The sequence below is a fragment of the Caulobacter sp. LARHSG274 genome (assembly GCF_052871235.1).
This window is the reverse complement of record NZ_JBIXJO010000001.1, coordinates 610849-637161: the sequence shown is the minus strand read 5'-3', so window position 1 is coordinate 637161 and position 26313 is coordinate 610849. Positions and strand designations below refer to the sequence as shown.

General features: G+C 69.3%; 23 protein-coding genes. 16 read left to right on the top strand and 7 right to left on the bottom strand.

The genetic code is table 11. The features are described from left to right. The first annotated feature begins 5 nt into the window (after window positions 1–5). The 8 genes from ACIPQB_RS02965 (at window position 6) to ACIPQB_RS02930 (ending at window position 8902) form a co-directional block, all read left to right on the top strand. The gene (locus ACIPQB_RS02965) at window positions 6–518 is read left to right on the top strand and encodes an A24 family peptidase (protein WP_446483701.1); all 513 of its coding nucleotides are present in this window, start codon (window positions 6–8) and stop codon (window positions 516–518) included. Between the two features lie 179 nt (window positions 519–697). Beyond that, entirely contained in the window at window positions 698–1585 is an 888-nt protein-coding gene (gene cpaB / locus ACIPQB_RS02960) for a Flp pilus assembly protein CpaB (RefSeq protein WP_446483700.1), read from the top strand. Then, a complete protein-coding gene (locus ACIPQB_RS02955) occupies window positions 1582–3183 on the top strand; it encodes a type II and III secretion system protein family protein (protein WP_446483699.1) in 1602 nt (533 codons plus the stop codon). The genes cpaB and ACIPQB_RS02955 overlap by 4 nt, the downstream gene beginning before the upstream one ends. Before the next feature lie 10 nt (window positions 3184–3193). Further along, window positions 3194–3910: a CpaD family pilus assembly protein gene (locus ACIPQB_RS02950; protein WP_446483698.1), complete on the top strand. Its 717-nt coding sequence runs from the start codon at window positions 3194–3196 to the stop codon at window positions 3908–3910. Continuing rightward, window positions 3910–5418: an AAA family ATPase gene (locus ACIPQB_RS02945; protein WP_446483697.1), complete on the top strand. Its 1509-nt coding sequence runs from the start codon at window positions 3910–3912 to the stop codon at window positions 5416–5418. Before ACIPQB_RS02950 ends, ACIPQB_RS02945 begins: the two co-directional genes overlap by 1 nt. Before the next feature lie 3 nt (window positions 5419–5421). After that, window positions 5422–6933 (top strand): CpaF family protein, encoded by a 1512-nt coding sequence (locus ACIPQB_RS02940; protein WP_446483696.1) that lies wholly within the window; start codon window positions 5422–5424, stop codon window positions 6931–6933. Between the two features lie 3 nt (window positions 6934–6936). Further along, window positions 6937–7914: a type II secretion system F family protein gene (locus tag ACIPQB_RS02935; RefSeq protein WP_446483695.1), complete on the top strand. Its 978-nt coding sequence runs from the start codon at window positions 6937–6939 to the stop codon at window positions 7912–7914. Between the two features lie 10 nt (window positions 7915–7924). Next, on the top strand, window positions 7925–8902 hold the full coding sequence (locus ACIPQB_RS02930) for a type II secretion system F family protein (protein WP_446483694.1): 978 nt from the start codon (window positions 7925–7927) through the stop codon (window positions 8900–8902). 82 nt (window positions 8903–8984) lie between these two features. Here ACIPQB_RS02930 and ACIPQB_RS02925 read toward each other — a convergent pair whose 3' ends face one another. Further along, the gene (locus tag ACIPQB_RS02925) at window positions 8985–9794 is read right to left on the bottom strand and encodes a tetratricopeptide repeat protein (RefSeq protein WP_446483693.1); all 810 of its coding nucleotides are present in this window, start codon (window positions 9792–9794) and stop codon (window positions 8985–8987) included. Window positions 9795–9881: 87 nt separating this feature from the next. Between ACIPQB_RS02925 and ACIPQB_RS02920 the strand changes: the two genes are divergently transcribed. After that, window positions 9882–11306 carry a leucyl aminopeptidase family protein gene (locus tag ACIPQB_RS02920; protein WP_446483692.1) on the top strand — a complete coding sequence of 475 codons (1425 nt, stop codon included), beginning with the start codon at window positions 9882–9884 and terminating at the stop codon, window positions 11304–11306. Beyond that, the gene (locus tag ACIPQB_RS02915) at window positions 11303–12133 is read left to right on the top strand and encodes a C40 family peptidase (protein ID WP_446483691.1); all 831 of its coding nucleotides are present in this window, start codon (window positions 11303–11305) and stop codon (window positions 12131–12133) included. Before ACIPQB_RS02920 ends, ACIPQB_RS02915 begins: the two co-directional genes overlap by 4 nt. A gap of 13 nt (window positions 12134–12146) precedes the next feature. On the opposite strand, the gene ACIPQB_RS02910 is transcribed toward ACIPQB_RS02915, so the two are convergent. Together ACIPQB_RS02910 and ACIPQB_RS02905 are read right to left on the bottom strand one after the other, a co-directional pair. Next, a complete protein-coding gene (locus tag ACIPQB_RS02910; RefSeq protein ID WP_446483690.1) occupies window positions 12147–12659 on the bottom strand; it encodes a thioredoxin family protein in 513 nt (170 codons plus the stop codon). Between the two features lie 168 nt (window positions 12660–12827). Next, on the bottom strand, window positions 12828–13550 hold the full coding sequence (locus ACIPQB_RS02905; RefSeq protein WP_446483689.1) for a c-type cytochrome: 723 nt from the start codon (window positions 13548–13550) through the stop codon (window positions 12828–12830). A 167-nt stretch (window positions 13551–13717) separates the two neighbouring features. Here ACIPQB_RS02905 and ACIPQB_RS02900 point away from each other — a divergent pair, with 167 nt between their 5' ends. Both ACIPQB_RS02900 and ACIPQB_RS02895 read left to right on the top strand, forming a co-directional pair. After that, complete coding sequence (locus ACIPQB_RS02900; protein ID WP_446483688.1) at window positions 13718–14455, top strand: 3-deoxy-manno-octulosonate cytidylyltransferase; 738 nt, start codon at window positions 13718–13720, stop codon at window positions 14453–14455. After that, window positions 14452–15300: a prephenate dehydratase gene (locus tag ACIPQB_RS02895; protein ID WP_446483687.1), complete on the top strand. Its 849-nt coding sequence runs from the start codon at window positions 14452–14454 to the stop codon at window positions 15298–15300. Before ACIPQB_RS02900 ends, ACIPQB_RS02895 begins: the two co-directional genes overlap by 4 nt. 891 nt (window positions 15301–16191) lie before the next feature. Here the strand turns inward: ACIPQB_RS02895 and ACIPQB_RS02890 are convergent. Continuing rightward, on the bottom strand, window positions 16192–18156 hold the full coding sequence (locus tag ACIPQB_RS02890; RefSeq protein ID WP_446483686.1) for a transglycosylase domain-containing protein: 1965 nt from the start codon (window positions 18154–18156) through the stop codon (window positions 16192–16194). Window positions 18157–18456: 300 nt separating this feature from the next. Between ACIPQB_RS02890 and recQ the strand changes: the two genes are divergently transcribed. Together recQ and ACIPQB_RS02880 are read left to right on the top strand one after the other, a co-directional pair. After that, a complete protein-coding gene (gene recQ, locus ACIPQB_RS02885; protein WP_446483685.1) occupies window positions 18457–20343 on the top strand; it encodes a DNA helicase RecQ in 1887 nt (628 codons plus the stop codon). Between the two features lie 83 nt (window positions 20344–20426). Continuing rightward, a complete protein-coding gene (locus ACIPQB_RS02880; RefSeq protein ID WP_446483684.1) occupies window positions 20427–20726 on the top strand; it encodes a hypothetical protein in 300 nt (99 codons plus the stop codon). On the opposite strand, the gene mmcB is transcribed toward ACIPQB_RS02880, so the two are convergent. The 3 genes from mmcB to ACIPQB_RS02865 all read right to left on the bottom strand — a co-directional run bounded on the left by mmcB (window position 20723) and on the right by ACIPQB_RS02865 (window position 22971). After that, on the bottom strand, window positions 20723–21181 hold the full coding sequence (gene mmcB, locus ACIPQB_RS02875; protein WP_446483683.1) for a DNA repair putative endonuclease MmcB: 459 nt from the start codon (window positions 21179–21181) through the stop codon (window positions 20723–20725). The genes ACIPQB_RS02880 and mmcB overlap by 4 nt on opposite strands. A 48-nt stretch (window positions 21182–21229) precedes the next feature. Further along, on the bottom strand, window positions 21230–21763 hold the full coding sequence (locus tag ACIPQB_RS02870; protein WP_446483682.1) for a lipocalin family protein: 534 nt from the start codon (window positions 21761–21763) through the stop codon (window positions 21230–21232). An 83-nt stretch (window positions 21764–21846) separates the two neighbouring features. Beyond that, window positions 21847–22971 carry a ferritin-like domain-containing protein gene (locus ACIPQB_RS02865; protein WP_446483681.1) on the bottom strand — a complete coding sequence of 375 codons (1125 nt, stop codon included), beginning with the start codon at window positions 22969–22971 and terminating at the stop codon, window positions 21847–21849. A 128-nt stretch (window positions 22972–23099) separates the two neighbouring features. On the opposite strand from ACIPQB_RS02865, the gene ACIPQB_RS02860 reads away from it, so the two are divergent. After that, window positions 23100–23843: an NAD-dependent deacylase gene (locus ACIPQB_RS02860; RefSeq protein ID WP_446483680.1), complete on the top strand. Its 744-nt coding sequence runs from the start codon at window positions 23100–23102 to the stop codon at window positions 23841–23843. Between the two features lie 853 nt (window positions 23844–24696). Further along, window positions 24697–26310 carry a family 43 glycosylhydrolase gene (locus ACIPQB_RS02855; protein WP_446483679.1) on the top strand — a complete coding sequence of 538 codons (1614 nt, stop codon included), beginning with the start codon at window positions 24697–24699 and terminating at the stop codon, window positions 26308–26310. The last annotated feature ends 3 nt before the right edge of the window (window positions 26311–26313 follow it).

Genomic DNA, 26313 nt, shown 5'->3' with positions numbered 1-26313 from the left:
CCGCCATGCAAATCCTTCAGTTCACCCTGCTGCTCGTCTTCCCCGCCCTGGTGGTGATCGGCGGGTTGAAGGACCTCACCAGCTACACGATTCCCAACTGGATTTCCCTGGCCCTGATCGCGGCCTTCGTTCCCGCCGTGCTCATCAGCGGCGCCGCGCCATCGGCCATCGGCCTCTGCCTGGCGACCGGGGCCTGCGCCCTGGCGGCGGGCATGGGCATGTTCGCGGCGGGCTGGATCGGCGGCGGCGACGCCAAGCTTTTGGCGGTCTGCGGCCTATGGCTGGGCTGGCCCGCCGTCCTGCCGTTCCTGCTGGTGACCGGTCTGGCCGGCGGCGCCCTGACCTTGGGTCTTCTCAGCCTGCGCTCAGGCTGGTTCGCCCCGATCGTCGCCGGCGGCCCGGCTTGGGTCCGCAGGCTGGGCGCGGAGGGGGGCGACATTCCCTACGGCGTCGCCATCGCGGTCGGCGCCCTGGCGACCTTTCCGCAAGGCGCCCTGGCCTTGGCCATCGGCGTCTGAGGCCTGCCCCGCGTCAGCCTGTCGCGCCCGCCGACCGTCGATCCGGAGCTTTGCCTTCAGTCGCTGTTAACCATGGCCGCGCGACCATGGCGTGTGGCCAGAACGGCCGTCCGACGATTCGTGCGTGATCGCCTGAAGGCGGCTCGCTTCGACCTGTCTCCGTCGCCAGAGCCGCTTGAATGAATCCTCTTCGCATCATGATCGTCCTGATCGCCGCCGTCTCGGCCATCGGCCTGGCCGTGGTGATGCAGAAGGCGTTGAGCAAGCCCCGCGTCGCGCCGGTCGTCCAGACCTCGGCCCCGATCGACAAGCCGATGACCCAGGTGCTGGTCGCCAAGCGGGAGCTGGCGATCGGCGAGCGCCTGACCGCCGCCGACGTGACCTGGCAGGCCTGGCCGGCCGAGACCGTCAACGCCGCCTTCATCACCAACGGCGCAGCCACTGCGGTCTCGACCTCGACCAGCGCCAAGGCCGCCAAGGCGGTCGGCGACGCGGCCGAGACCATGATCGGCGGCGTCTCGCCGGAAAAGGCCGTCGAGGGCGCGATCGTCCGCGATCCCATCCTGGCTGGCGAACCCATCGTTTCCCGCAAGATCGTCCGTGGCGGCGAGGGCGGCTACCTTTCGGTGGTGCTGTCGCCGGGCAAGCGCGCCATGGCCGTGCCGGTGACCTCCGAGACGGCGGTTGGCGGCTTCGTCCTGCCCGGCGACCGGGTCGATGTGCTCCAGACTCACGACACGCAGGGCGGCAGCGAGGGCGAGGGTCCGACCGGCAAGCAGACCATCGCCGAGACCGTGCTGCGCAATGTGCGAGTGCTGGCCCTCGACCAGAGCACGACGGCCGGCAAGGACGCCAAGACCATCGTTGCGGCCACCGCCACCCTCGAGGTCGGCCCGGCCGAAGCCGAGGCCCTGGCCCGCGCCAAGGCCGGCGGTCCGATCACCCTGGCCCTGCGCGCCTATACCGACCTGGGCGGTCCGTCCGGAGTCGGCGTCCCGTCCCAAGAGTCCGCCGTCGTCCACCTCAATCGCGGCGGCCAGACCTCCAGCATCTCGGTCCGCCCATGATCCGCCGGCTCCTCCACGCCTCGCTCGCCGCCGCCCTGGCGCTGGCGCCAACGACCGCCGCCCTGGCCGACGGGCCGGTGGGCGGCACCCACCTCTATCGCGCGCCGGCTCCGTCCGCGCCGCGCCCGGTCGCCGCGCCGATGATGGCCCCGCCTGCCGAGCAGGTGCTGCGCGTCAGTCTCACCGCCGGGTCCGACAGCCAGAGCCTGACCTTGCCGCGCGGCAAGTCGGCGATCGTCGAGCTGCCGGTCGACGTGCGCGACATGCTGGTGACCAATCCGCAGGTGGCCGACGCCGTGCTGCGCGGCTCGCGCCGCATCTATGTGCTGGGCGTGGGCCAGGGCTCGACCGACGCGGTGTTCTTCGACGCCGCCGGCCGCCGGATTCTCAGCCTGGCCATCCGCGTCGACCAGGATTCCGGCCAGCTGGAAGACACCCTGCGCCGGGTGCTGCCCCACGCCGACATCCGGGTCGAACCGATCCGCGACAGCGTCATCCTGACCGGCATGGTCGCCAACGCCAGCGAGGCCAGCATGGCTTCGCAGATCGCCAGCCAGTTCGTGCTCAAGCCCGAAAACGTCCTCAACATGCTGACCATCGCCGGCAAGGACCAGGTGATGCTCAAGGTCCGCATCGTCGAGGTCCAGCGCAATGTGATCAAGCAACTGGGCTTCAACTCCGGCGCCGTGCTCGGTCAGTTGGGCGGGGCCCAGTATGCGTTCGGCATGAGCCCGACCTATGGCGTCAATGGCGCCCTGATCGGCGGCGCGACGGGGGGCTACAAGCTCGACACCACCAAACAGCCGATCGCCATCGGACCGGCCGACTGCGCGAAGAGCACCCAACTCAGCGGATCCAACATGGCCAATTGCGTCGGTGTCGATCGCATCGGCAGCGACAGCCTGAACTCGGCCACCGCTATGATCCAGGCGTTTGAACGCGCCGGCCTGGTGCGAACCCTGGCCGAGCCCAACCTGACGGTGGTTTCAGGCGAGGCCGGCAAGTTCCTGGTCGGCGGGGAATTCCCAGTGCCGGTCGCCCAGGACACGACGGGCCACATTTCGCTGGAGTTCAAACCCTATGGCGTGGGCCTCGGCTACACGCCGGTGGTGATGTCAGGCGGCCGCATTTCGCTGAAGCTGTCGACCGAAGTCTCGGAGCTGACCAGCCTGGGCGCCTTCACCTTGGCTAGCAGCACGGGCGGCACCAATCTCAGCGTTCCGGGCCTGACCGTCCGGCGGGCGGAGACCACCGTCGAGCTGCCCTCCGGCGGTTCGCTGATGATCGCCGGCCTTTTGCAGCAGCAGACCAAGCAGAACATCGACAGCCTGCCGGGCATGACCAGCCTGCCGGTGCTGGGCGCCCTGTTCCGCTCGCGCGACTATCTGAACGGCGAGACCGAGCTGGTGGTGATCATCACCCCCTACATCGTCGATCCCGCCAAGCCCCAGGATCTGCAGACTCCGGCCGACGGCCTGCAGACGGCCAGCGACATGAGCACGGTCCTGCTGGGTCGGCTCAACAAGGTGGTCAAGGCGCCGGCCGGGGCCAATCTCGGACGCGCCTATCAAGGCCCCGTCGGCTATGTGATCGAGTGAGAACGCGGACATGACGCGACCCAAAACTCAATTGTCGGCAACGGCGCTGCTGCTCAAGGCCGCGGCCGCCGGCCTGACCCTGACGCTGCTGAGCGCCTGCGCCTCCACGGGCGTGACGGAGAAGGCTGACATGCCGCTGACCGGCACGGAGGCCTGGGCCGACCGGGTGAAGGTCGAAGCTCATCCCGACGAAATTCTGCTGGCGCCCCACGCCGAAGGCCTGTCTCGCAATCAGCTGCAGGCCCTCGACGACCTGCTGGGACGGTGGCTCGAGGCCGAAGGCCGCGAGATCCTGATCATCGCGCCCAGAGGCGGGGCGGAGACCGCCGTGGCTGGCCGCATGGCCGACGTCGCCCGCCAGCGGCTGCTGGCCCTGGGCGCCCCGGCGGGCGCCGTGCGGATCACCGGCTATGACGCCGGCGGCCAGCCGGGCGCGCCGCTGAAGGTGGGCTTCCTGCGCTACCACGCCGAGATCCCCAAGTGCGGAAGCTGGGAGAACATCGCCGCCACCCGCGACAACAAGCCCTACGACAATTTCGGTTGCGCCGTGGCGGCCAACATGGCCGCGCAGGTGGCCAATCCCGAGGACCTGCTGGGTCCCCGCGCCAGCACGCCAGCCGACGCCGGGCGTCGCGACACCGTCTTTGGCAAGTACCGCAAGGGCGAGGCCACGGCGTCGGCCAGGGAAGATCAGGCCAACGGCGCCGTTTCGAAGGCGATCAACTGATGCCCGCGCGCACCGATCAAGACCCCTTCGATCTCGGCTTCGAAGCCGACGACGACTTCGCCGCGCCCGGTTCCGACCCGTGGCGCGCGGCGCCGGCGCTCTCCGAAAGCGCCGATCCCTTCGCCGACTTTCCGCCTTCGCGCCCGGCCGACGATTCGACCGCGCCGTTCGTGGATCTGCCGTCGGTTGCGTCGCTCCACGCCTCCGCGCCGTCGTTCGACACGCCGATCAGCCCGCCGCCCGCCATGACGTCGATCTCCACCGCTCCGACCCAGGTTGAGGACTCTCCCGCGCTGCTTGAGACCGAGATGGGCGAGGCGGCGGTGCCGCGCATCACCATCCACGCCTTCTGCGCCCGGCCCGAGACCGTGGTCCTGGTCGAGGCCGCTTCGGCCGACCGTCGCATGACCCGGGCCTCGACCTCGGCCCGGCCCGGCGGCCTGGCGGCGGCGGTCGACTACTACCAGAACCAGTCGACCCCCTCGCTGGTGCTGGTCGAAAGCCTGGATCCCGCGCCGCGCATGCTGGCCCTGCTGGACGGCCTGGCCCAGGTCTGCGACCCCGGCACCAAGGTCGTGGTGATCGGCCAGACCAACGACATCGCCCTCTATCGCGAACTGATGCGCCGCGGGGTCAGCGAGTACATCACCCAGCCGACCGGGCCGTTGCAGATCATCCGGGCGGTGTCCAACCTCTATGCCGACCCTTCGGCCCCGTTCATTGGCCGGCAGATCGCCTTCGTCGGCGCCAAGGGCGGCGTCGGATCCTCGACCCTGGCCCACAACTTCGCCTGGTCGATGGCCGAGCGCGTCCAGGCGGCCACGGTGATGGTCGACCTCGACCTGCCGTTCGGCACGGCGGGCCTCGATTTCAACCAGGACCCGCTGCAGGGCGTGCTCGACGCCCTGACCCAGCCCGACCGGCTGGATCCGGTGCTGATGGACCGGATGATGGTGCGTTGCGGCGATCGCCTGTCGCTGTTCGCCGCCCCGGGGGCGCTGGACCAGGACTATGAGATTCCCGCCGACGCCTTCGAGGAAGTGACCCAGAAGATCCGCGGCGCCGCGCCGTTCGTGGTGCTGGACCTGCCGCATAGCTGGAGCGCCTGGACCCGCCGCGTGCTGATCGCCAGCGACGACCTGGTGGTGGTCGCCACGCCCGATCTGGCCAGCCTGCGCAACGCCAAGAACATCATCGACCTGGTCCGCCAGGCCCGGCCCAACGACGCGCCGCCCCGCCTGGTGCTCAACCAGGTCGGCGTGCCCGGCCGTCCCGAGATTCCGGTCAAGGATTTCGGCGAGGCCCTGGGCCTGACGCCGTCGCTCGTCCTGCCCTTCGATCCTAAGCCCTTCGGTCAAGCGGCCAACAACGGCCAGATGGTCGCTGAGGTCGCACCCAAGTCGAAGGCCGCCGAGGGCATCGACCACTTGGCTCGGCTGATCAGCCGGCGCGAACCGCCGGCCGTCCAGAAGACCTCGGCCCTCGCCAGCCTGTTCAGGAAGAAATAGGGCATGTTCGGCAAGCGCGACCAGGCCGCCGTTCGGACAGAGCATGCGCCACCGCCCGCGCCCAGCGGCGCGGCGGCGGCCATCGCCACGCGTCCGCAGCGCGTCGAGCCCATCGCGGTCGAGCCCGCCGCTCCGGCCGCGCCGCCCGCCGGCAAGACGGGCGGACCCAAGGCCACCACCGGCCTGGAGCAGCTCCGCGCCGCCCAGGGCGCGCCGCCTACCGCCCAGGTGGTGCGCGAGCAGAGCGACTACTACCACGCCACCAAGACCACGATCTTCAACGCCCTGCTCAACACCATCGACCTGTCGCAGCTGGCCCAGCTGGACCTGAAGGTGGCGGCCGAGGAAATCCGCGATATCGTCGCCGAGCTGGTGGCGATCAAGAACGTCTCGATGTCGGTCTCCGAGCAGGAGCACCTGGTCCAGGACATCATCAACGACGTCCTCGGTTACGGGCCGCTGGAGCCGCTGCTGGCCCGCGACGACATCGCCGACATCATGGTCAACGGCGCCCACCGGGTGTTCATCGAAGTCAGCGGCAAGGTCCAGCTGACCAACGTCCGCTTCCGCGACAATCTGCAGCTGATGAACATCTGCCAGCGGATCGTCAGCCAGGTCGGCCGCCGCGTCGACGAAAGCAGCCCGATCTGCGACGCCCGCCTGCCCGACGGCAGCCGCGTCAACGTCATCGCCCCGCCCTTGGCGCTCGATGGTCCCACCCTGACCATCCGGAAGTTCAAGAAGGACAAGCTGACGATGAAGAACCTGGTCGACTACATGTCGATCAGCCCGGAAGGGGCGCGGGTCCTGGGCGTCATCGGCGCCTGCCGCTGCAACATCGTCATCTCGGGCGGCACCGGTTCGGGCAAGACCACCCTGCTCAACACCATGACCGCCTTCATCGATCCGACCGAACGGGTGGTGACCTGCGAGGACGCCGCCGAACTGCAGCTGCAGCAGCCGCACGTGGTGCGCCTGGAAACCCGTCCGCCCAACCTGGAAGGCCAGGGGGCGGTGACCATGCGCGACCTGGTCAAGAACTGCCTGCGGATGCGTCCCGAGCGGATCATCGTCGGCGAAGTCCGCGGGCCCGAGGCCTTCGACCTGCTGCAGGCCATGAACACCGGCCACGACGGCTCGATGGGCACGCTGCACGCCAACAGCCCGCGTGAGGCCATCAGCCGGATCGAGAGCATGATCACCATGGGCGGCTACGGCCTGCCCTCCAAGACCATCAAGGAGATGATCGTCGGCTCGGTCGACGTGATCATCCAGGCCGCCCGCCTGCGCGACGGCTCACGCCGCATCACCCACATCACCGAGGTCGTGGGCCTGGAAGGCGACGTGATCGTCACCCAGGACCTCTTCGTCTACGAGATCAACGGCGAGGACGAGCATGGAAAGGTGCTGGGCAAGCACCGCTCGACCGGCATCGGTCGTCCCCGGTTCTGGGATCGCGCCCGCTATTACGGCTTGGAGCGCGAGCTGGCCGAAGCGCTCGACGCGGCGGAGTAGGCGATGCTGTTCCTCCTCGCCGGCGTGCTGGGCTTCCTCACCATCGCCGGCCTTGGCTTTGCGTTAACGGGCGGCGGCAACGGTTCGACCAAGACGGTCAAGCGCGCCCAGCTCATCGCCGGCGGCGACCGCCAGGCGGCGGCGGCTCGGGCCAAGGCCGCGGCCAACAGTCCCGATCTTCGCCGCAAGCAGATCATCAAGACGCTGAAGGAGCAGGACCGGCGACAGAAGAAAGCGTCTCTGACGGTCGCCGCCCACCTGCGCGCCGCAGGTCTGGGTGAAAACACCAGGATGTTCTGGATCATCAGCGCCGTGATCGGGTTGACGGTCGGCGTGCTGCTCCTGGTCCTGCACCAGATGCCGCTGATCGCCCTGGGCGCGGCCTTCGCCGCCGGGTTCGGCCTGCCGCGCTGGGTGGTCGGCATGATGGCCAAGGCTCGAACCAAGAAATTCACCGAAGCCTTTTCCGACGCCATCGACATCATCGTCCGAGGCATCAAGTCGGGCCTGCCGGTCCATGACTGCCTGAAGGTGATCGGCAAGGAGTGTCCCGAACCCTTGGCGGGTGAATTCCGGGTGCTGACCGAGAACGTCGCCATGGGCATGTCGATGGATCAGGCGCTGGAGCGGATGTACGAACGCATGCCGACCAACGAACTGCGCTTCTTCACCATTGTCCTGTCGATCCAGGCCAAGACCGGCGGCAACCTGGCCGAGGCCCTGGGCAATCTGTCGACCGTGCTGCGAGCGCGCAAACTGATGGTCGAGAAGATCAAGGCGCTGTCGGCGGAAGCCGTCGCCTCGGCCTTCATTATTGGCAGCCTTCCGCCGGGCGTGGTGGCGCTGATCTCGGTCACCGCCCCGAAATACATGGCGCCGCTATTCACCGATCCGCGGGGGCACGTGATGTTGGTGGTCGCCGGAATCTGGATGAGCATGGGCATCTTCGTGATGCGCAAGATGATCAACTTCAAGTTCTAGGGGAACGGCGATGATCCAGATGCTCACCGACCCTTCCAACCTGCTCAGCGCCTTTGTCGCCATCGTCGTGTTCGCCACCATCGTGACCCTGGCCGCGCCGGCCATGAACAGCAACGGCCTGGAAGGGCGACTCAAGTCCGTCGCCAACCGGCGCGAGGAACTGCGTCGCCGCTCGCGCGAGGCCTTGAATCAGAAGAGCGGCGCCGGCGGCGTCCTGCGCCACTCCGACGAGGGAATGTACAAGAACGTCGTCGAGCGACTGCAACTGTCCAGATTGCTGGAAGATCCCAAGGTCGTGGACAAACTGGCCCAGGCGGGCTTCCGTGGGCCCAAGCCGGTTTCGACCTTCTATTTCTTCCGCTTCGTGGCGCCGCTGGTCTTCGCGGCGGTGGCGGCCCTCTACCTTTATGTCATCAACGGCTTTGGGCTGTTGCCCATGCAGAAGCTCGCCGCCTGCCTGGTGGCGTTGACCGCGGGCTACTACGCGCCAAACATCTACATTCAGAACATCGCCCAGAAGCGCCGTGGATCGATTGTCTCGGCCTTTCCGGACGCCCTGGACCTGATGCTGATCTGTGTTGAAAGCGGCATGTCGATCGAGGCGGCGATCGCCAAGGTCGGGGCCGAGGTCGGCTCGGCGTCGATCGAGCTGGCCGAGGAACTGAGCCTTCTGACCGCCGAACTCAGCTACCTGCCCGAAAGGCGCCTGGCCTATGAGGGCCTGTCGCGACGGACCAATCACCCGGGCATCCGCTCGGTGGTCACCGCCATGATCCAGGCCGAGCGCTACGGCACGCCGCTGGGTTCGGCGCTGCGGGTCATGGCCAAGGAAAATCGCGAGCTGCGCCTGTCAGCCGCCGAGAAGAAGGCCGCCGCCCTGCCCGCCAAGCTGACGGTGCCGATGATTCTCTTCTTCCTGCCGGTGCTGTTCGTCGTCATCCTGGGTCCGGCGATCATCACGATCCAGGATGTGATGAAGCAACACTGAGATAAACACCTCAGGCGTCGTCCGCCGACCGGCCATCGAGACCGATATTTATGGTTAGAACGGCGGAGCCGCGGTCTCGGCGCTAGCCGCCGGTCTTCATCGCGTCCCATGAGCGCGTGGCGCTGGCCTGGCCGGTGGCGGCGCGCAGCCAGGCGAGGTTGTTGTCCACCGATTCCGGCGGCAGGTCCTGGCGAGCCAGGCGCTCGGCCTCGTCGAGACGGCCTTGCAGGCCTACCACCAGGGCCAGGTTCTGGCGCACCTGGATGGTCGCCGTCGGCAAGGCGGCGGCCTTGCGCAAAGTGGCTTCAGCGCCGGCCAGGTCGCCGCTGGACGCCATGTGCATGGCCAGGTTAGCCAGGGGAACCGCCTCGCCTGGGGCCAGGGCGATGGCCTGCCGGTGCGCTGCCAGCGACTCGTCGTCCCGCTTGGCTTGCTCGTAGGCGACCCCCAGCAGCGACTGGGGCCGCCAGTCGCGGGGCTGCAGGGCGGCGGCCTTGCGGGCCGGCTCGATGGCGTAGAAGCCCTGGCCGCGGGCGATATTGGCCCGCGCCGATTCCATCAGGGCCGCGTAGTCGTCGGGCGCGCTGATCAGCACGCGGCCGATGGCGTCGGCCGCCTCGTCGAAGCGCCCGAGCGCCCGCAGGGCCTGGGACAGGCCGACGGCGGCCTCGACGTCGCGGCCGTCCTGGTCGAATTCATTGGCCCAGAAGGCGGCGCGGGCCAAGGGGTCGGCGCGCTGGGCCTCGGCCCGCTGGGCGGCGCTGGCCTTGCGCGGCGCGGCGGGCAAGGCCGCTGTCTCGGCTGGAGCCGGCTTGTCCGCGGCGTCGGCGGTCGCCGCCAGCAGCAGAAGCGGGGCGAGAACGGTTGCGAGGAGCGCGCGCTTGCGACACATGAAGACGGATCTCCGGAAGGTCCCGCATCCTCGCCCGCGGGCCCTCAAGGAATCGTTAAGCATAAATCCGTCCCAGAGGCGCGCCCCATGTCGGAACCGATCATCGCCCCCACGCTCCGGTCCGCCGAGGAAGGGACGGTGACGCCCATCCACTGCCTCCACGAGACCGAACTGGCCGCCTTCGTCGAGGCGCGGCCCAGCTTCGTGAAGGGGTTCGTGGGGCTGGAGGACTTCAAGGCCAAGGCCGGCCAGGTCCTGGTCCTGCCGACGCCGCAAGGATCGGTGGACCGGGTGCTGCTGGGACTGGGCGACCGCGGCAAGGCCGACGCCATGCTGTTTCGCGCCCTGCCGGGCCGGCTGCCGGCCGGCGACTACCGCCTGGCGGCCGTGCCCGAAGGCTTCGCCGCCGACCAGATCGCCCTGGCCTTCGCTCTCGGCGCCTATCGGTTCGACCGCTATCGCCCCCGCGCCGGCGAGCGGCCGCGGCGACTGGTCGCGGCCGAGAGCGTCGATCTCGACGAGGTCCATGCCGTCGCCCACGCCTGCGCCCTGGCCCGCGACATGATCAACACCCCGGCCAACGACATGGGACCGCTGCAGATCGAGACCATCGCCCGCGAGATCGCCGAGCGCCATGGCGCCGACATCGCGGTGGTCACCGGCGACGACCTGCTGGCCGAGAACTATCCGGCGGTCCATGCCGTCGGCCGCGCCGCGGTTCCCGGCCGCGCGCCGCGGATGATCGAGATCAGCTGGGGCGACGAAGCCCATCCGCGGCTGGCGCTGGTCGGCAAGGGCGTGGTGTTCGACACCGGCGGCCTCGACATCAAGCCCTCCTCGGGCATGCGGCTGATGAAGAAGGACATGGGCGGCGCGGCCCACGCCCTGGCCCTGGGCCGGATGGTGATGGCCGCCGGCCTGCCCGTGCGGCTGAGCGTGCTGGTCCCGGTGGTCGAGAACGCCATCGCCGGCGACGCCATGCGGCCCGGCGACGTGCTGGCCACCCGCTCGGGCCTGACGGTCGAGGTCGGCAACACCGACGCCGAGGGCCGGTTGATCCTGGCCGACGCCCTGACCCGGGCCGCCGAGCTCGAGCCGGCCCTGACCCTCGACCTGGCCACCCTGACCGGCGCCGCCCGCGCCGCCCTGGGCCCGCAGGTGATCCCGTTCTACACCCCCGACGACGACCTGGCCCGGTCGATCGAGGCCGGGGCGCGGGCGGCGGCCGACCCGGTCTGGCGCATGCCGTTGTGGGACGGCTATCGCGAGGCGGTCGAGAGCGACATCGCCGACCTCAAGAACGATCCCGACGCCTGGGCCCAGGCCGGGTCGGTGACGGCGGCCCTGTTCCTGCAACGCTTCGCCCCGACCCACGGGGCCTGGGCGCATTTCGACATCTTCGCCTGGAACCCCAAGGCCCGGCCCGGTCACCCGGCCGGCGGCGAAGCCCAGGTGATCCGCGGCCTCTACGCCATGCTCAAGGCCCGGTTCCCCAAGGCGCCCCATCCATGAGCGATCCCCGCCTGACCCTGGCTCGCCCTGACCTCGCCGACCTGGACCTCCAGGGCCTGGTCCCGGCCGAACGCTATGAGGCGCCGACCCTGCGTCAGGTCGCGGTTCCGTCGGCGGCCCTGCGCAAGACCCCGGATCCGTTCGCCGAGCAATGGGACCAGCTATTGTTCGGCGAGTGCTTCCGGGTGCTCGACCTCCAGGACGGCTTCGCCTGGGGCCAGGCGGCCCGCGACGGCTATGTCGGCTTCGTGGCCGAGCAGGACCTCGCCGCCCCGGGCGCGCCCGCCACCCATCAGGTGGCCGCCCTGCGCACCTACGCCTTCGCCGAGCCGAACATCAAGTCGCGGCCCCTGGGCCTCTATTCGCTCAACGCCCTGGTCGCGGTCGAGGCGCGCGACGGCCGTTTCGCCAAGGGCGAGAGGACGGGGTGGTTCGTCGCCGACCACCTGTCGCCGGTCGGCGTCGTCCAGAGCGACTATGTGGCCGTGGCGGCGCGCTTTCTGGGCGCGCCCTACCAGTGGGGCGGACGCGAATCCCTGGGCCTGGACTGTTCGGGCCTGGTCCAGCAGGCCCTGGCCGCCTGCGGGCGGGCGGTTCCGCGCGACACCGACCTGCAGCGGGCCTTCTTCGCCCCGATCACGGCCGATCAGCGCCGGCGCGGCGACCTGGTGTTCTGGCGGGGCCACGTGGCCATCCTGCTCGACGCCGAGACCATCCTGCACGCCAACGCCCACCACATGGCCGTGGCCATCGAGCCGCTGGCCGAGGCGATCGCCCGGATCGAGGCGGCCGGCGGCGGCCCGCCGACGGGCTGGCGGCGGCCGTGAACCTACCGACGGCTCACTTCGGCCACTGGGCCAGCCAGTCGACGATCGACTGCGGGGTCATGTGGCGGGCGTCGGTCAGGGCGAAGAAGGCGCCGTCATTGACCAGCCTGCCCTTGGGATCGACCACCAGGAAGCTGGGCACGCCCTTGAGCTTGTCGAGGCCGTAGCGGGCCGGGATCTGCATGTTCTTGTCGTAGCGGCCGACATTGACCGTCACGACCTCATAATGCTTGTCGACCCAGGCCTTGACGTCGGGCTGCTCGATGACGCCGGCGAACACCCGGCAGTCGCCGCACCAGTTGCCGCCGAAATCGATCAGGGTCAGCTTGTGGGTCTTCCTGGCGCGCTTCAGGGCGGCGGCGACGTCGGCCTCGGCGTCGGCCTTCTCGTCATAGGGATAGGGCGGGGTCGGCAGGTCGGCCAGGGACTTCAGGGCCACGGTCGGGGCCTTGGCGGCGAAGGCGGACGCCGGGGCGGCGATCAGCAGCGCGGTAACGGCGGCCGCGGCCAGCAGGCGAGACGTCATGATCGAACGGTTCCGATGAAGCGGCTTGGTTCGATATCCTACTCACGAAATAGGAAAAGGTCGCAAGGCAGCTTTGCTGACGACGCTTCCACGGCGCCTGGAAGGCCGGCAAGCCAAAGGCCGCGAGGCGAACCCCGCGGCCTTTGAACGCTCTCGGATTGCGCCGACCTATTTGACCGGGGCGGTCGCGCCTTGCTGGGCGGCGGGGGCCGGGGTCGCGGTGGCCGGGGCGCCGGCGGCGGCCGGGGTTCCGCTCGCCGGAGCGCCAGCGGCCGGGGCCGGAGCGCCTCCCGCGGCGCCGGCGCCAGCGGCAGGGGCGGCGCCCGCAGCGGCCGGAGCCGCGCCGGCCGGCTTCGGCGCCGGCACGGGCAGGGTCGAACCCAGGCTGTGCAGATAGGCGATGATGGCGATCCGGTCTTCCTGCTTCTTCAGGCCGACGAAGGTCATCTTGGTGCCCGAGACGTCCTTCTGCGGCGCCTTCAGGAAGGTGTCGAGGTGGTCATAGTCCCAGACGGGATTCTTGCTGCCGAAGTCGAGCATGCCCGGCGAATAGGCGAAGCCGGGATGAGTGCCCGGCTTGCGGCCGACCACGCCCATCAGGCCCGGACCGGTATGGTTCTCGGCCGTGAAGTTGTGGCACGAGGCGCACTTGGCGCTGACCTCCTTGCCCTTCTCGATATTGGCCGGCACCAGCAGGACGCTGCCCCAGTCGGGCGGGACCTCGGCGGCGGCCGCGCCCTCGCCGGCCTCTTCGGCCACCGCGATCTCGTAGCCGGGCTTCTCGATTTCGTGCTTGGCGAAAACGATGTCCGACGCTTCCCGCAGACCGAAGATGACCAGGCCGGTCAGCAGTACGCCGCCAGCGATCTTGTTGAACGTCAGGTCGCTCATCTAAAGCCTTACCAGCCTCTTGGGGGCCGCCTCGCGACAGGCCCGAATCCGCGCCCGGAGGTTCCCCCCGCGCGCTCCATGTTGCGCTCGCGTCTCTTACACGCTACCGCCCCAGGCGCAACCGGGCAGCAACGGTTTTGCCCGCATCCGCCACCCATGACGCCTCGATGAACCCAATCGTCCTGATCCCGGCCCGAATGGCGGCCACTCGCCTGCCGGACAAGCCCCTGGCCGACATCGGCGGCCTGCCGATGGTCGTGCGCGTGCTGCGCCAGGCCCAGGCGGCCGGAATCGGACCGGTCGCCGTGGCGGCGGGGGATGCAGAGATCGTGGACGCGGTAAGGGCGGCGGGCGGCGAGGCGGTGCTGACCGATCCGGGCCTGGCCTCCGGCTCCGACCGAATCCTGGCGGCGCTGGACGTCCTGGATCCCGACGGCCGCCACGACGTGGTGATCAACCTGCAGGGCGACATGCCGTTCGTGCAGCCCTCGGTCCTGGCCGCCTGCGCCGACCTGCTGTCGGCCTATCCCGACTGCGACATCGCCACCGTCGTGGCGCGGGAGGCCTCGTCGGCCGACCGCGCCAATCCCGACGTCGTCAAGGCGGTGCTGGCCCTGGAGCAGGACGGCCTGTCGGGCCGGGCGCTCTATTTCACCCGCTCGACGCTCTATGGCGACGGACCGGTCTGGCGGCACATCGGCATCTACGGCTATCGCCGCGCCGCCCTAGAGGCCTTCAACGCCGCCCCGCCCTCGCCGCTGGAGAAGCGTGAGAAGCTGGAGCAGTTGCGGGCCATGGAGCTGGGCCTGAGCCTGCGCGCCGCGGTGGCGGCCGAGGCCCCGATCTCCGTCGACAATCCGTCCGACCTCGAAGCGGCGCGCCAATACGCCGGGAAACAAGCATGAGCCTCCTCAAGAAGATCGCCTTCCAGGGCGAGCCCGGCGCCAACAGCCACGAGGCCTGCCGCACCTATTTTCCCGACTACGAGGCCGTGCCCTGCGCGACCTTCGAGGAGGCCTTCGAGGCCATCAAGACCGGCGCCTGCCAGCTGGGCATGATCCCGATCGAGAACTCGATCGCCGGCCGGGTCGCCGACGTCCACCATCTCTTGCCCGCTTCGGGATTGCAGATCGTCGGCGAGCGCTTCAAGCCGATCCGCTTCCAGCTGATGGCCAACAAGGGCGTAACGCTGGAGACGGTGAAGATTGCCTGCTCGATGCCGATCGCCCTCAGCCAATGCCGCCACAGCCTCAGGAAGCTGGGCCTGGCCCACGAGAGCGCCGGCGACACAGCGGGCGCGGCCAAGGCCCTGGCCCTGAAGCCCGACCCGACCCGCGCCGCCGTCGCCCCGGCCCTGGCCGCCGAGATCTATGGCCTGGACATCCTGGCCCGCGACATCGAGGACGAACGCAACAACACCACCCGCTTCCTGGTGATGACGGCCGAGGCCAAGCCCGAGGCGCCGCCCTTCACCCACCGCTGCGTGACCAGCTTCGTGTTCAAGGTCCGCAACCTGCCGGCCGCCCTCTACAAGGCGCTGGGCGGTTTTGCGACCAACGGCGTCAACATGACCAAGCTGGAAAGCTACATGGAGGGCGGCCATTTCACCGCCACCTTCTTCTACGCCGAGGTCGACGGCCGCCCCGAAGACCGCAGCCTGGCCCTGGCCTTCGACGAGCTGAAGTTCTTTTCGGACAAGTTCGAGATTCTGGGGGTTTATCCCGCGGATCCGTTCCGGGACCGGGTGTAGGGCGGGACAAAACCTCCTTCTCCCCTTGCGCGAGAAGGCAGCCTCGCGGAGCGAGGTCGGATGAGGGGTCGAGGATCGGCGCCGCTGCGATGGGCGGAACGGTCGGGTGCGGCGGTCGAGTTTTGGGGGACCCCTCATCCGACGGCCTTCGCCAGCTCCCTTCCCCCTTGATGGGGGAAGGGCCGGGGATGGGGGTGACTGCGGAGCTGGCGGCGAGAAGAACGCTGCGCGTTCACCCCCATCCGACCGCTTCGCGGCCACCTTCCCCCATCCGCCGACGGGAAGGAAAAGATAGAGGGGGTCCCGCAAGGGCGGAATGCGGGGATCGAGACGCCTCCATCCCCGTCGCTGACGCCAAGAACCTCAACCCTTTCAACGCCCTGAAAAATAACCAGCGTCACCCACCCGCCAGGGCTCAAACCTCCCGCACAATCAAACCTGTCTCCGTCGCGGAGGAGGGCGCTTGGTACCGACCCGAAGCGGCGATGGAGATGGAACCGAGCGGGGCCGCCTGGGCCTGGCGATCGGGTCGCGGCGGGCGGCGGGGCTCAGAAGGCTCCAAGGTCCTCCGGGGACGATGGCGGGACAGGCGGGTCGACGGGGCCGGGAGGTTCAAACCGGCCTGTTCCAGGATCTGTCGGAGTCGCTGACGGCCCCTTCCGGGCGACTTTGATCCTGCCCGTCCGAGGGGGAACGTCGATCGGGATGAAACAGGCCCTCAGTCGCCGTCCCTCGAGACAAACGGTTCCGCGGAGCGGTCTGTCCACGCCGAAACGCACACTCAATACCCACGGTCTCCGGGCCTGGCCCGGCCGCTCCGCGCCTCCTCATCCACTCGCCGCGAAAGCCCGAGGTCGAAAAGCCGTGTCCGTAAACGATCCGCGCGATGCTCTAATAGGGCAGCTGGGCCGGCGGCGGCGTCCCGGCGGCGGGGGTCTCGGCGGCCGGGCCCTCGGCCGGCGGCGGGCCGGTCAGCAGGTCGCCGATCGGGTCCTCGCCGGCCGGAGCCGGCGGCTCGATCACCCCGCCGGGGATCGGGGCGGCCTTCAGCCGCGGCAGGGCCGCCGACATGAAGCTCTTCCAGATCTCGGCCGGGGCGCCGCCGCCGGTGACCCGCTTCATCGGGGTGTTGTCGTCCTTGCCGGTCCACACCGCGGTGACGAAGCCGCCGGTATAGCCGACGAACCAGGCGTCGCGGTAATCGCTGGTGGTGCCGGTCTTGCCGGCGATGTCGTAGCCCTCGACCTTGGCCCGGGCCCCGGTGCCGGCCTCGACGACCTGGCGCATCATCTGGTTCATGTACTGCAGGGACGGCGAGCCGATCACCGCCGGGCGCGGGCCCTTGTCGACGCTGTGGTCGTAGAGGACCTTGCCGCTGGTGGTGCGGATGCGCTCGATGCCGTAGCCCTTGGCCAGGAAGCCGCCGTTGGAGAACGCGGCGTAGGCCTGGGCCATCTCCATCGGCGACACCTCGACCGCGCCCAGGGCCATCGACGGATCCAGCTGGATCTTGCTGGTGATCCCCAGCCGCCGGGCGGTGGCGGCGACATTGCTGGTGCCGACCTCGTTGGCCAGCCGGGCGGCGACGGTGTTGATCGACTGGGCCAGGGCGGTCTGCAGGGTCATCGGACCCAGATATTTGTTGGTGTAGTTCTTGGGCTCCCAGTTGCCGATCTTCACCGGCTCGTCGACCACCATGACGCTGGGATTGCGGCCCTGGTCCATGGCGGTCAGATAGACGAACGGCTTGAAGGCCGAGCCGGCCTGGCGGCGGGCGCTGGTGACGCGATCGAACTGGCTGTCGCTGTAGTCGGCGCCGCCGACATAGGCGCGGATGCGGCCCTCGCCGTCGATCGCCACCAGGGCCGCCTGCTGCACGCCCTGGGCCTTGTGGCCCTGGACGCCCAGCTGCACCGAGCGCTCGGCCGACACCTGGATCGGCAGGTCCAAGGTTGTTTCGACGACGAGATCCTCGGTCGGCTCGCCGACCAGCGAGCGCACCTGGGCGTCGACATAGTCGGTGAAATACTGGGCCCGCTGGTTGGCCAGGGTGGCCGAGACCCGCACCGGCTCCTGGAAGGCCTCGTCGCGCTGCTGCGCGGTGATGGCCTTCATCCGCACCATCTCGTCGAGCACGACGGTGGCGCGGCGGGCGGCGCGGTCGCTGGCCGAGACCGGCGAATAGCGGGCCGGGGCCTTCATCAGCCCGGCCAGCAGGGCCGCCTCGCCGACGGTCAGTTGCGAGGCCGGCTTGTTGAAATAGCGCTGCGAGGCGGCCTCGATGCCATAGGCCCCGGCCCCGAAATAGACCCGGTTCATATAGAGGGCCAGGATCTGCTTCTTGCTGAACTTCATCTCCAGCCACACCGCCAGGATCAGCTCCTGGGCCTTGCGCCGGTAGTTCTGGGCCGGGCTGAGGAAGAGGTTCTTGGCCAGCTGCTGGGTGATGGTCGAGCCGCCGCGCTGGGGGCCGCCCTCGTGGCTCATGTTCCAGATCAACGAGCGGGCGATGCCCCAGGGATTGAAGCCGATATGGTGGTAGAACTGGCGGTCCTCGATGGCCACGAAGGCGGCCGGCACATATTCGGGCAGGCTGTCCAGGTCGACCGGCGGGGCGTACTGGCTGCCGCGCACGGCCAGCAGCGCCCCCGAGCGGTCCAGATAGTTGATCGAGGGCTGGCGCTTGACGTCATACAGCTTGGAGGTGTCGGGCAGGTCGCTGGCGAACACCGCGAAGAAGGCGACGACGAAGATCAGCCCCCAGACGCCCAGCACGACCATCCAGTAGACCAACGCCTGCAGCGGCGTGCGTCGCGGCTTCGCCGGCTTGTTCCCGCCGAAGGTACCGTTGGCCATGTCGTCCTGTTCCCGAAAGGCGCGGAAATCCCGGGTCGCGCCGAAATCCGTTTAGCTCAAGCCCACACAACGCGCGACAAGATTGACGTGGAATGAACGCCGTCTCGCCCCGCCTTGCGCCGCCGGCCTGTTCATGGTTCGTTTCATCTCCGGAGCGCGCGCGCAAGACGTTGAATCCCAGGCGAGCAGAGCCGATGAAGCCGATGTGCATTTTCAGACCGATTTTCCTCTTACGGATTTTAGGGGCCAGATCGTGGCGCCGCGCTTGGCCTGGCGTTCGCGCCCTGGCAAAACACGCCCGTGTACGCTCAGCCTGATTCCGCCGACGCCCGGACCGCTCCCTCGCTGGAGGCGGCGCGCGAGGTGCTGCGCCGCACCTTCGGCCATTCGGACTTCCGCGGCCTGCAGGCCGGGGTGATCGGCGAGCTGCTGGCCGGACGCAGCGCCCTGGCCGTGCTGCCGACCGGCGGCGGCAAGAGCCTGTGCTACCAGATCCCCGCCCTGGTGCGGCCGGGCCTGGGCCTGGTGGTCTCGCCGCTGATCGCCCTGATGGCCGACCAGGTGGCCGGCTTGCAGCAGGCCGGGGTCGCGGCCGAGCGGCTGGACAGCAACACCCTGCCCGACGAGCGGGCCGAGATCTGGCGACGCATCGACGCCGGCCGCCTCGACCTGCTCTATCTGTCGCCCGAAGGCCTGATGCAGCCGTCGATGCTCGAGCGGCTGTCGCGCCTGCCTCTGGCCCTGGTCGCCGTCGACGAAGCCCACTGCGTCAGCCAGTGGGGCCACGACTTTCGGCCCGAATACCGGATGCTGGGCCGTCTGGCCGAGGTGTTCCCGCACGCCCCGCGCCTGGCGGTCACCGCCACCGCCGACGCCCGCACCCGCGACGACATCCGCGCCGAGCTGCGCCTTTCGGGCGCGGCCGAGTTCGTCGACAGCTTCGCCCGTCATGAGCTGGCCCTGAACGCCGAGCGCAAGAAGGGCAAGGGCCACGACCGGGTCATCGAGCTGGTCACCGAGCGTCCCAACCGGGCCGGTGTGGTCTATGCCGGCAGCCGCGACTCCACCGAGAAGCTGGCCGAGAAGCTGATCGCCGAAGGGATCCCGGCCCTGGCCTATCACGCCGGCCTCGACAAGGGCGTGCGGGCCCGGCGGCTGGAGGAGTTCCTCGAGGCCGACGAGGCGGTGATGGTGGCGACCATCGCCTTCGGCATGGGGGTCGACAAGCCCGACGTCCGCTTCGTGATCCATGCCGACCCGCCGGCCGCCATCGAGGCCTATTGGCAGGAGATCGGCCGGGCCGGGCGCGACCGCCAGCCGGCCGAGGGCATCACCCTCTACAGCTCGGCCGACCTGGCCTGGGCGGTGCGGCGGATCGACGGCCAGAACGCTCCCGAGGAGGTCAAGGCCGTGCAGCTGCGCAAGCTGCGGCAGTTCTACGCCATGCTGGAGGGCGTCACCTGCCGGGCCGCCGCCGTCCGCCGCTATTTCGGCGAGGAGGGGGTCGAGCGCTGCGGGGTCTGCGACATCTGCGTCTCGCCGCCGACGGGGGTCGACGCCACTCAAGCGGCCCAGAAGGCGCTGTCGGCGGCCCATCGGCTGGGCGGGCGGTTCGGGCGCGGCCGGCTGGTCGACCACCTGCTGGGCAAGACCAAGGACGTCACCCCGGCCGAGGCCCAGATGTCGACCTTCGGCATCGGTAAGGAGTTCAGTCCGCAGGGCTGGCGCGACCTGCTCGACACCCTGGTGTTCGAGGGGCTGCTGCGCGAGGACCCCAATGACGGCCGGCCGCTGATCGGCCTGGGCGACGGCGAGGGGGTGCGGCAGGTCTATCGCGGCGAGCGGCTGGTGTCGCTGCGCCAGCAGCCGGCGACCGCCGATGGTCCCGGCCGTTCTGGTCGTGGAGAGGCGGCGGCCGGCAAGACCCGCAAGCGCCGCGACGGCGCGGCCGCCCTGGTGGTGGCGCTGGAGGACCAGGCCCTGTTCGAGGTCTTGCGGGCCTGGCGCCGCGAGCAGGCCCAGCTGCAGCACGTGCCGCCCTATGTGATCTTCCACGACGCCACCCTGGCCGAGATCGCCGCCGCCCGGCCCGGAACCCTGGCCGCCCTGGCCAAGGCCGGCGGGGTGGGGCAGGGCAAGCTCGACCGCTATGGCGAGGCGGTGCTGAAGGTGGTGCGCGACAACTAGCGGGACCGGCTCGCGAGAACGAAACGTTTTTCCCTTCGACGTGTTACGGTTGTTGGCTCTTCCGCCCCCTGACGGGACTTCGCATGACCGACTTCACGATCAAGACCCCGGCGCCCAAGGCCACCGCCAAGACGACGGCCAAGGCCGGCGCCAAGCGCGCCAAGGCCGCGGTGGACAAGGCCGTCGAGACCGTCGCCGAAAAGGCCGAGGTCGCCCGCGCCTTCGTCGAGGAGAAGGCCGAGGTCGGCAAGACCTGGACGGCCGAGAAGGCCCAGGTCGCCCACCAGCAGGCCGAAGAACATCCGATTGCCCTGGCGGTCGGGACCTTCGTCGCCGGCCTGGTGTTCGGCTTCCTGCTGGCTCGCAATTTCGACCGGGACTAAAGCGCCAGCCGTTCGGCGCTGACGCCGGCGGCGCGCAGGGCGGCCATGCGCGCGAAGGCGAGGGTCAGGGCCTTGCGCCGCGCCGGGGCCAGGGGCGCGACCGGCGCCTCGCGCACCACCGCCCCGCCGAAGCCGTCGGCGACGATCAGGCCGGGATCCTCGGGCAGGACGCCCTCGGGAAAATGCGGCGCGACCGCGAAGTAGAAGGCGTCGCAATAGGGCGCATATTGCGGCCACTTGCGATCGATCCGGAAGTCCTCCAGCCCCGACTTGACCTCGACGATCAGCACGTCGCCCTTGGGACCCAGGGCCATCAGGTCGGCCCGGCGGCCGTTGGGCAGCGTCACCTCGGCCAGGGGCGCATAGCCCAGCGACACCAGGAACCGCGCCGCGCCACGGGTCACCAGATCGGTGGTCTCTGGCCGCGAGGGCCGAAGGTCGACGACGACGTCCATGCCCGAACCTTGTTCCAGCTTTGTTCGGGAATCAAGCTCATCGCGCGCTCACGTCGGCGGCTGCTGCGGGAACTCCAGCTTGGCGTAGCCCAGGTCCTTGATCCGCTCCAGGGCCGCGGCCCTGTCGGCGGGCGGCATCACCGGCTGACGCGACAGCAGCCAGACATAGTTGCCGCCCGGCGTGGCCATGATCGCCCAGGACTGGTCGTCGGCCCGGTCCAGCACCCAATATTCCTGCTTCTTCAGGCCGCCCAGGAAGCTCATCGAGAACTTGGTGTTCTGGGTTCCGGCGACGATCTTGCCGCTGGTGTTGAACACCTTGGCGGCGCCGGAGGCCGAGCCCTTGCGGCAGACCTGGCGGACCGAGAAGCCCTCGCCCTGCGTCCTGTCGGCGAATTCGGTGGTCGGGGCCTCGCAGTCGCGCTGGCCGGCGTTGGGGGTGCGGGCGATCTCGTACCATTTGCCGGTATAGAAGCTGGCCTCGATCGGCTTGGCCGGCGGCTTGGCCGCGGCCTGGGCCGAGGCGCCGACCAGCAGGCCCGCGCCGGCCAGAGCGGCGATCATCATGAAAGCTGCGCGCATACCTTCACCTTGCCTCACGAGGCGCCAGAAACGCAAAGCGCCGTGCTGAAGTTCCGGCGCGGCGCCGCGCATCCAAACCGGCCCTACTCGGCGGCGATGGTCGCCGGCCGGGCCCGGTCCTTGAAATTGATGGCCCGCAGGTGGCGGATGCCCTCCTCGGCGATGTCGTCGCCGACCATCCGGTCGCCCTCGTTCCTCAGCTCCTCGATGTCGACATACATGGCGTAGAAGGCCTTGGTCCGCTCGGTGATGATGCCGGCGTTGAGCAGGGTCTTGACCAGAACCCGGAAGATGTTGGTCTGCTCCTTCATGTTCTCCCGGCGCAGGTCGTCGGTCATGATCTTCCCGTACTCCTCGACGACCTTGTCGGGATCCAGGCCGAACTCGACATAGAGATCCAGCTGCTGGTGCGGCGAGACCAGGTTGAACAGCAGGGTCTGGAAGCAGTGGGCGGCCCAGTCCTCGATGATCGCGTGCTCCTCGGGGGTCAGCTTGGGCACCGTGCGGTCGGCCCAGATCTTGCCGAACTTGTGATGGAAGGCCTCGTCGGTCATCACCAGCTGCAGCAGTTTCTTGCCGACGGGGTCGTTGATCTTGGTGAAAAAGGTGGCGAACGCCCCCATGGCCAGGCCCTCGACCAGCATCTGCATGCCGATGATCTTCTTGTAGACCTCGGGCGCGGCGATGATCTCGACCAGCAGGGCCTTCAGGGCCGGGCCGCAGGCGACCGGCCTGCCCCAGCGGGTCTTGATGTATTTGGCGAAGGCGGTGACGTGGCGAGCCTCCTCGCGGGTCTGGTTGGCGGCGTATTCCTGGGCGCCCTGGTCCTTGAGCACGTGGCACAGGCTGGCCGACAGGTTCAGCGCCCCCTGCTCACCGTGCAGGATCGACGAGAAGCTGCGCAGCACCGACTGGTTGATGAAGCGGATGCGCTGCCTGGGATCGCTGAGATGGTTGGAGACGTAGTCGGTCGACAGGGCGATGACCAGGTCCTCGGGAACCAGCGCCTGGTTCTCCATGTCGAACGGCTCGTCGAAGTCGATATAGGCCTTGTCGAGCGGATCCCAGAAATGGTCGTGGGTCGCCGAAATGATCTTGTCGAAGGCGCTCGAGCGGTTGTTGTAGCGATCGAGTTCGAGCATCGATTCGAAATCGTCGGGCGCCACCGCGTCGTACATGGCGTCCTTGGTGATGTTCTGGTCCGTCACGGGCGGCTCCTTCCTGGGCGGCTCTCTTGCGGGTGAACGGGCCGTCCACGCGGCCTTGGCCTCAGCTGAACACAGTTCACTGAAACCGCGCAAAGGGTCAAATTAAAAATGACGGGTGCGTCAGGTTCATGCCGCGGGATCGGCGGCAGGGGAGGGTGGCGGTGGGATTGGACGTCTTCGTGCTGACCGGGGCCGGGATCTCGGCCGAGAGCGGCCTGGGCACGTTTCGCGACGCCGACGGGGTCTGGACCCGTCACGACCTGTCGCTGGTGGCCACGCCCGAGGGCTTCGCCCGCGATCCGGCCAGGGTGCGGGCCTTCTACAATGCCCGCCGGGCCAACCTGGCGACGGCCGCGCCCAACGCCGCCCATTTCGCCCTGGCGCGGCTGCAGTCGGGACTGGCGGCGCGGAGCGGACGATTGTTCCTCTGCACCCAGAACGTCGACGACCTGCACGAGCAGGCCGGCTGCGTCGAGGTGGTCCACATGCACGGCGAGCTGTCGGCGACCCGCTGCCACGCCTGCCAGGCCGTCTGGCCCGACCGCGCGCCGCTGGTCGCCGACAGCGCCTGTCCGGCCTGCGGCGCGACGGGAACCGCCCGGCCGCACGTGGTGTGGTTCGGCGAAACGCCGCTGCGCATGGAGGCGATCGCGGACGCCCTGGAGGAGTCGGACCTGTTCGTGGCGATCGGCACCTCCGGCTCGGTCTATCCGGCCGCCGGCTTCGTGGCCGAGGCCCGGGCGCTGGGAATCCGCGCCTGCGAGATCAATCTGCAACCGTCGGATAACGCCCGCGCCTTCGACGAGCGCCGCTACGGCCCAGCCACCGAGGTCGTTCCGGCCTGGGCGGCGGAGGTGCTGGCGGGGCTCTGAGCTTGAGGGCGTGGGGTCTTGCAAGCTCTTTCCCTTAGAGCGGCGGCCTCGCTCACGACTTCGCCGCCTCACGCGGATGACCGCTGAGGTGATGGAAAGGGACGCGGAGCGCCGGACGACGTCCGGAGTGTTTGAGTGAGTACCGTTTCGACGAAGCCACCGCTCCGCGCGCTCGTTTTCCGTCCGCGTCCGGTAGGCGGCCCTGTTAAGGCCTAGCCGGACTCCGGAACCCCGCCGTTTCCGACGGGCCCCGGCGACGAGGGCGCGGATCTTCGACACACGCGCTTTATCCCCGTCGACGCCGACGGCGGGCGGGGCCTGCAACGCCAGGCTCCCCGGACACGCTGAAGTAACCCCCTCCAGCCCAGTCCCGCTCGATCGCCCCCCGCCGCCGCATCGGTCGCTGGCCATGCGCCCTTTCCCTGCGACGAGGTGAAGACAGGATAAGGGCGGTTTCAGCGCCGAGGACTTGTGACGCTGAAGATTCTGCAAGGCGTTGGAAAGCTTGATGTCTACAGCGTCGCTCGCGGGGATCGACGCGCCCCGATCCCCCAGAATGCCTTCCCTCCCCCTTTCTTTTTACCTTTCCCTCCCCCTCCGTGGGGAGGGTGGCCCTGGCGGAGCCAGGGTCGGGTGGGGCCTGCTGAGCCGGCCGATCTTCGACGCCCTGCGCCGGCCCCCACCCGACCCCTTCGGGGCCACCCTCCCCGCAAGGAGGAGGGAAGGGTAGAAAAGAGGATTGAGGGCGCCGCCGGGTCAGCAGTCGCCCGCATCTCCGGCCTCCCCGGCCGAGGATGGACCAGGCTGCCGGGGGCCTCTAAAGGTCAGCGCTATCACGGAGGGATCGACGGCCATGACCATAGCGCGGCGAAACCTTTTCGCGGGCCTGCTCGCCGGCGCGGCGACTCCGGCGCTGGCGGCGGCGGCCCCGGCGCCACGGGCGGTCTCGGCGTCGCCGTCGTGGGGGCGCGGCCCGGAAGGCCAGCGCAAGGCCGACCTGGGCGACGGGAGGTTCCTGAACCCGATCGTCGCCGGCGACCATCCCGACCCGACCATCCTGAAGGATGGCGACGACTACTACATGACCTTCTCGTCGTTCTATTCCTATCCGGGCCTGGTGATCTGGCGCTCGACGGACCTAGTGAACTGGACGCCGGTCGGACCCGCCCTGTTCAAGCCGCTGGGCGTGATCTGGGCCGTGGACCTGGCCAAGCACGACGGCCGCTACTTCATCTACATACCGGCCGATCCGGACGGCAAGGGATGGTCGATCTATGTGATCTGGGCCGACGACATCCGCGGGCCGTGGAGCGATCCGATCGATCTGAAGATCGCCGGCTGCATCGATCCCGGCCACGTGGTGGGCGAGGACGGCCGGCGCTACCTGTTCACCAACGGCGTTCGCAAGATCCGGCTGACCGACGACGGCCTGGCCACCGACGGCGCGCTGGAAGCGGCCTATGCGCCCTGGCGCTATCCCGACGACTGGGTGGTCGAGAACTTCGCGCCGGAAGGCCCCAAGCTCTTGCGGCGCAACGGCTGGTTCTACCTGGTCACCGCGGTGGGCGGCACGGCCGGCCCGGCCACCGGCCACATGGTGATCGCCGCGCGGTCGCGCTCGGTGCAGGGGCCGTGGGAGCATTGCCCGCACAATCCCCTGGTCCGCACCGTCAGCGCCGCCGAACCCTGGTGGTCGCGCGGCCACGGCAGCCTGGTCGAGGGCCCGGCCGGCGACTGGTGGATGGTCTATCACGGCTACGAGAACGGCTTTCGCACCCTGGGCCGCCAGACCTTGCTGGCCCCGGTGGAATGGACCGCGGACGGCTGGTTCCGGGTGCTGGGCGGGGACCTGTCCAAGCCCCTGGCCAAGCCGAAGGGCGGCCGGGCCGGTCCGTCCGGCCGGGCGCTGTCGGACGATTTCGCCGCCGACCGGATGGGCGTGCAATGGACCTTTCACGACCCGGCGCCGGACGAGGCCGGCCGCGCGGTCTATGAGTCCAACAACTTGCGCATCCGGGGACGGGGAACCTCGCCCGCCGATTCCGCCCCCCTGACCTGCCTGGTCGGCGACCGCGCCTATGAGGTGGAGATCACGATCGAGCTGCAGGGCGAGGCCGAGGGCGGCCTGCTGCTGTTCTACAATCACAAGGCCTTCGTCGGCCTGGGCTTCACGCCTTCGACCCTGAAGACCTTCGAATATTCCGAGGAGCTGGCCTGGGCCAGGAAGTCCCACGACGCCCGCGTCATGCGGCTGCGGATCGGCAATGACGAGCATGTCGTCACCTACCACTACTCCTATGACGAGGGCCGCACCTGGCGGCGGCACGACACCCGCATGGAGGTGTCGGGCCTCCATCACAATGTCTTCGGCGGCTTCCTCAGCCTCAGGGTCGGCGTCTACGGAGCCGGCCCGGGCGAGGTGGTGCTGCGGAATTTCACCTACCGCGCGCTGACGGCGTCAGCCTAGCGG

Bases quoted from the DNA above. Each gene is read 5' to 3' on its own strand.
- ACIPQB_RS02965 (WP_446483701.1), top strand. From the start codon at position 6: ATGCAAATCCTTCAGTTCACCCTGCTGCTCGTCTTCCCCGCCCTGGTG.
- cpaB (WP_446483700.1), top strand. From the start codon at position 698: ATGAATCCTCTTCGCATCATGATCGTCCTGATCGCCGCCGTCTCGGCC.
- ACIPQB_RS02955 (WP_446483699.1), top strand. From the start codon at position 1,582: ATGATCCGCCGGCTCCTCCACGCCTCGCTCGCCGCCGCCCTGGCGCTG.
- ACIPQB_RS02950 (WP_446483698.1), top strand. From the start codon at position 3,194: ATGACGCGACCCAAAACTCAATTGTCGGCAACGGCGCTGCTGCTCAAG.
- ACIPQB_RS02945 (WP_446483697.1), top strand. From the start codon at position 3,910: ATGCCCGCGCGCACCGATCAAGACCCCTTCGATCTCGGCTTCGAAGCC.
- ACIPQB_RS02940 (WP_446483696.1), top strand. From the start codon at position 5,422: ATGTTCGGCAAGCGCGACCAGGCCGCCGTTCGGACAGAGCATGCGCCA.
- ACIPQB_RS02935 (WP_446483695.1), top strand. From the start codon at position 6,937: ATGCTGTTCCTCCTCGCCGGCGTGCTGGGCTTCCTCACCATCGCCGGC.
- ACIPQB_RS02930 (WP_446483694.1), top strand. From the start codon at position 7,925: ATGATCCAGATGCTCACCGACCCTTCCAACCTGCTCAGCGCCTTTGTC.
- ACIPQB_RS02925 (WP_446483693.1), bottom strand. From the start codon at position 9,794: ATGTGTCGCAAGCGCGCGCTCCTCGCAACCGTTCTCGCCCCGCTTCTG.
- ACIPQB_RS02920 (WP_446483692.1), top strand. From the start codon at position 9,882: ATGTCGGAACCGATCATCGCCCCCACGCTCCGGTCCGCCGAGGAAGGG.
- ACIPQB_RS02915 (WP_446483691.1), top strand. From the start codon at position 11,303: ATGAGCGATCCCCGCCTGACCCTGGCTCGCCCTGACCTCGCCGACCTG.
- ACIPQB_RS02910 (WP_446483690.1), bottom strand. From the start codon at position 12,659: ATGACGTCTCGCCTGCTGGCCGCGGCCGCCGTTACCGCGCTGCTGATC.
- ACIPQB_RS02905 (WP_446483689.1), bottom strand. From the start codon at position 13,550: ATGAGCGACCTGACGTTCAACAAGATCGCTGGCGGCGTACTGCTGACC.
- ACIPQB_RS02900 (WP_446483688.1), top strand. From the start codon at position 13,718: ATGAACCCAATCGTCCTGATCCCGGCCCGAATGGCGGCCACTCGCCTG.
- ACIPQB_RS02895 (WP_446483687.1), top strand. From the start codon at position 14,452: ATGAGCCTCCTCAAGAAGATCGCCTTCCAGGGCGAGCCCGGCGCCAAC.
- ACIPQB_RS02890 (WP_446483686.1), bottom strand. From the start codon at position 18,156: ATGGCCAACGGTACCTTCGGCGGGAACAAGCCGGCGAAGCCGCGACGC.
- ACIPQB_RS02880 (WP_446483684.1), top strand. From the start codon at position 20,427: ATGACCGACTTCACGATCAAGACCCCGGCGCCCAAGGCCACCGCCAAG.
- mmcB (WP_446483683.1), bottom strand. From the start codon at position 21,181: ATGGACGTCGTCGTCGACCTTCGGCCCTCGCGGCCAGAGACCACCGAT.
- ACIPQB_RS02870 (WP_446483682.1), bottom strand. From the start codon at position 21,763: ATGCGCGCAGCTTTCATGATGATCGCCGCTCTGGCCGGCGCGGGCCTG.
- ACIPQB_RS02860 (WP_446483680.1), top strand. From the start codon at position 23,100: ATGCCGCGGGATCGGCGGCAGGGGAGGGTGGCGGTGGGATTGGACGTC.
- ACIPQB_RS02855 (WP_446483679.1), top strand. From the start codon at position 24,697: ATGACCATAGCGCGGCGAAACCTTTTCGCGGGCCTGCTCGCCGGCGCG.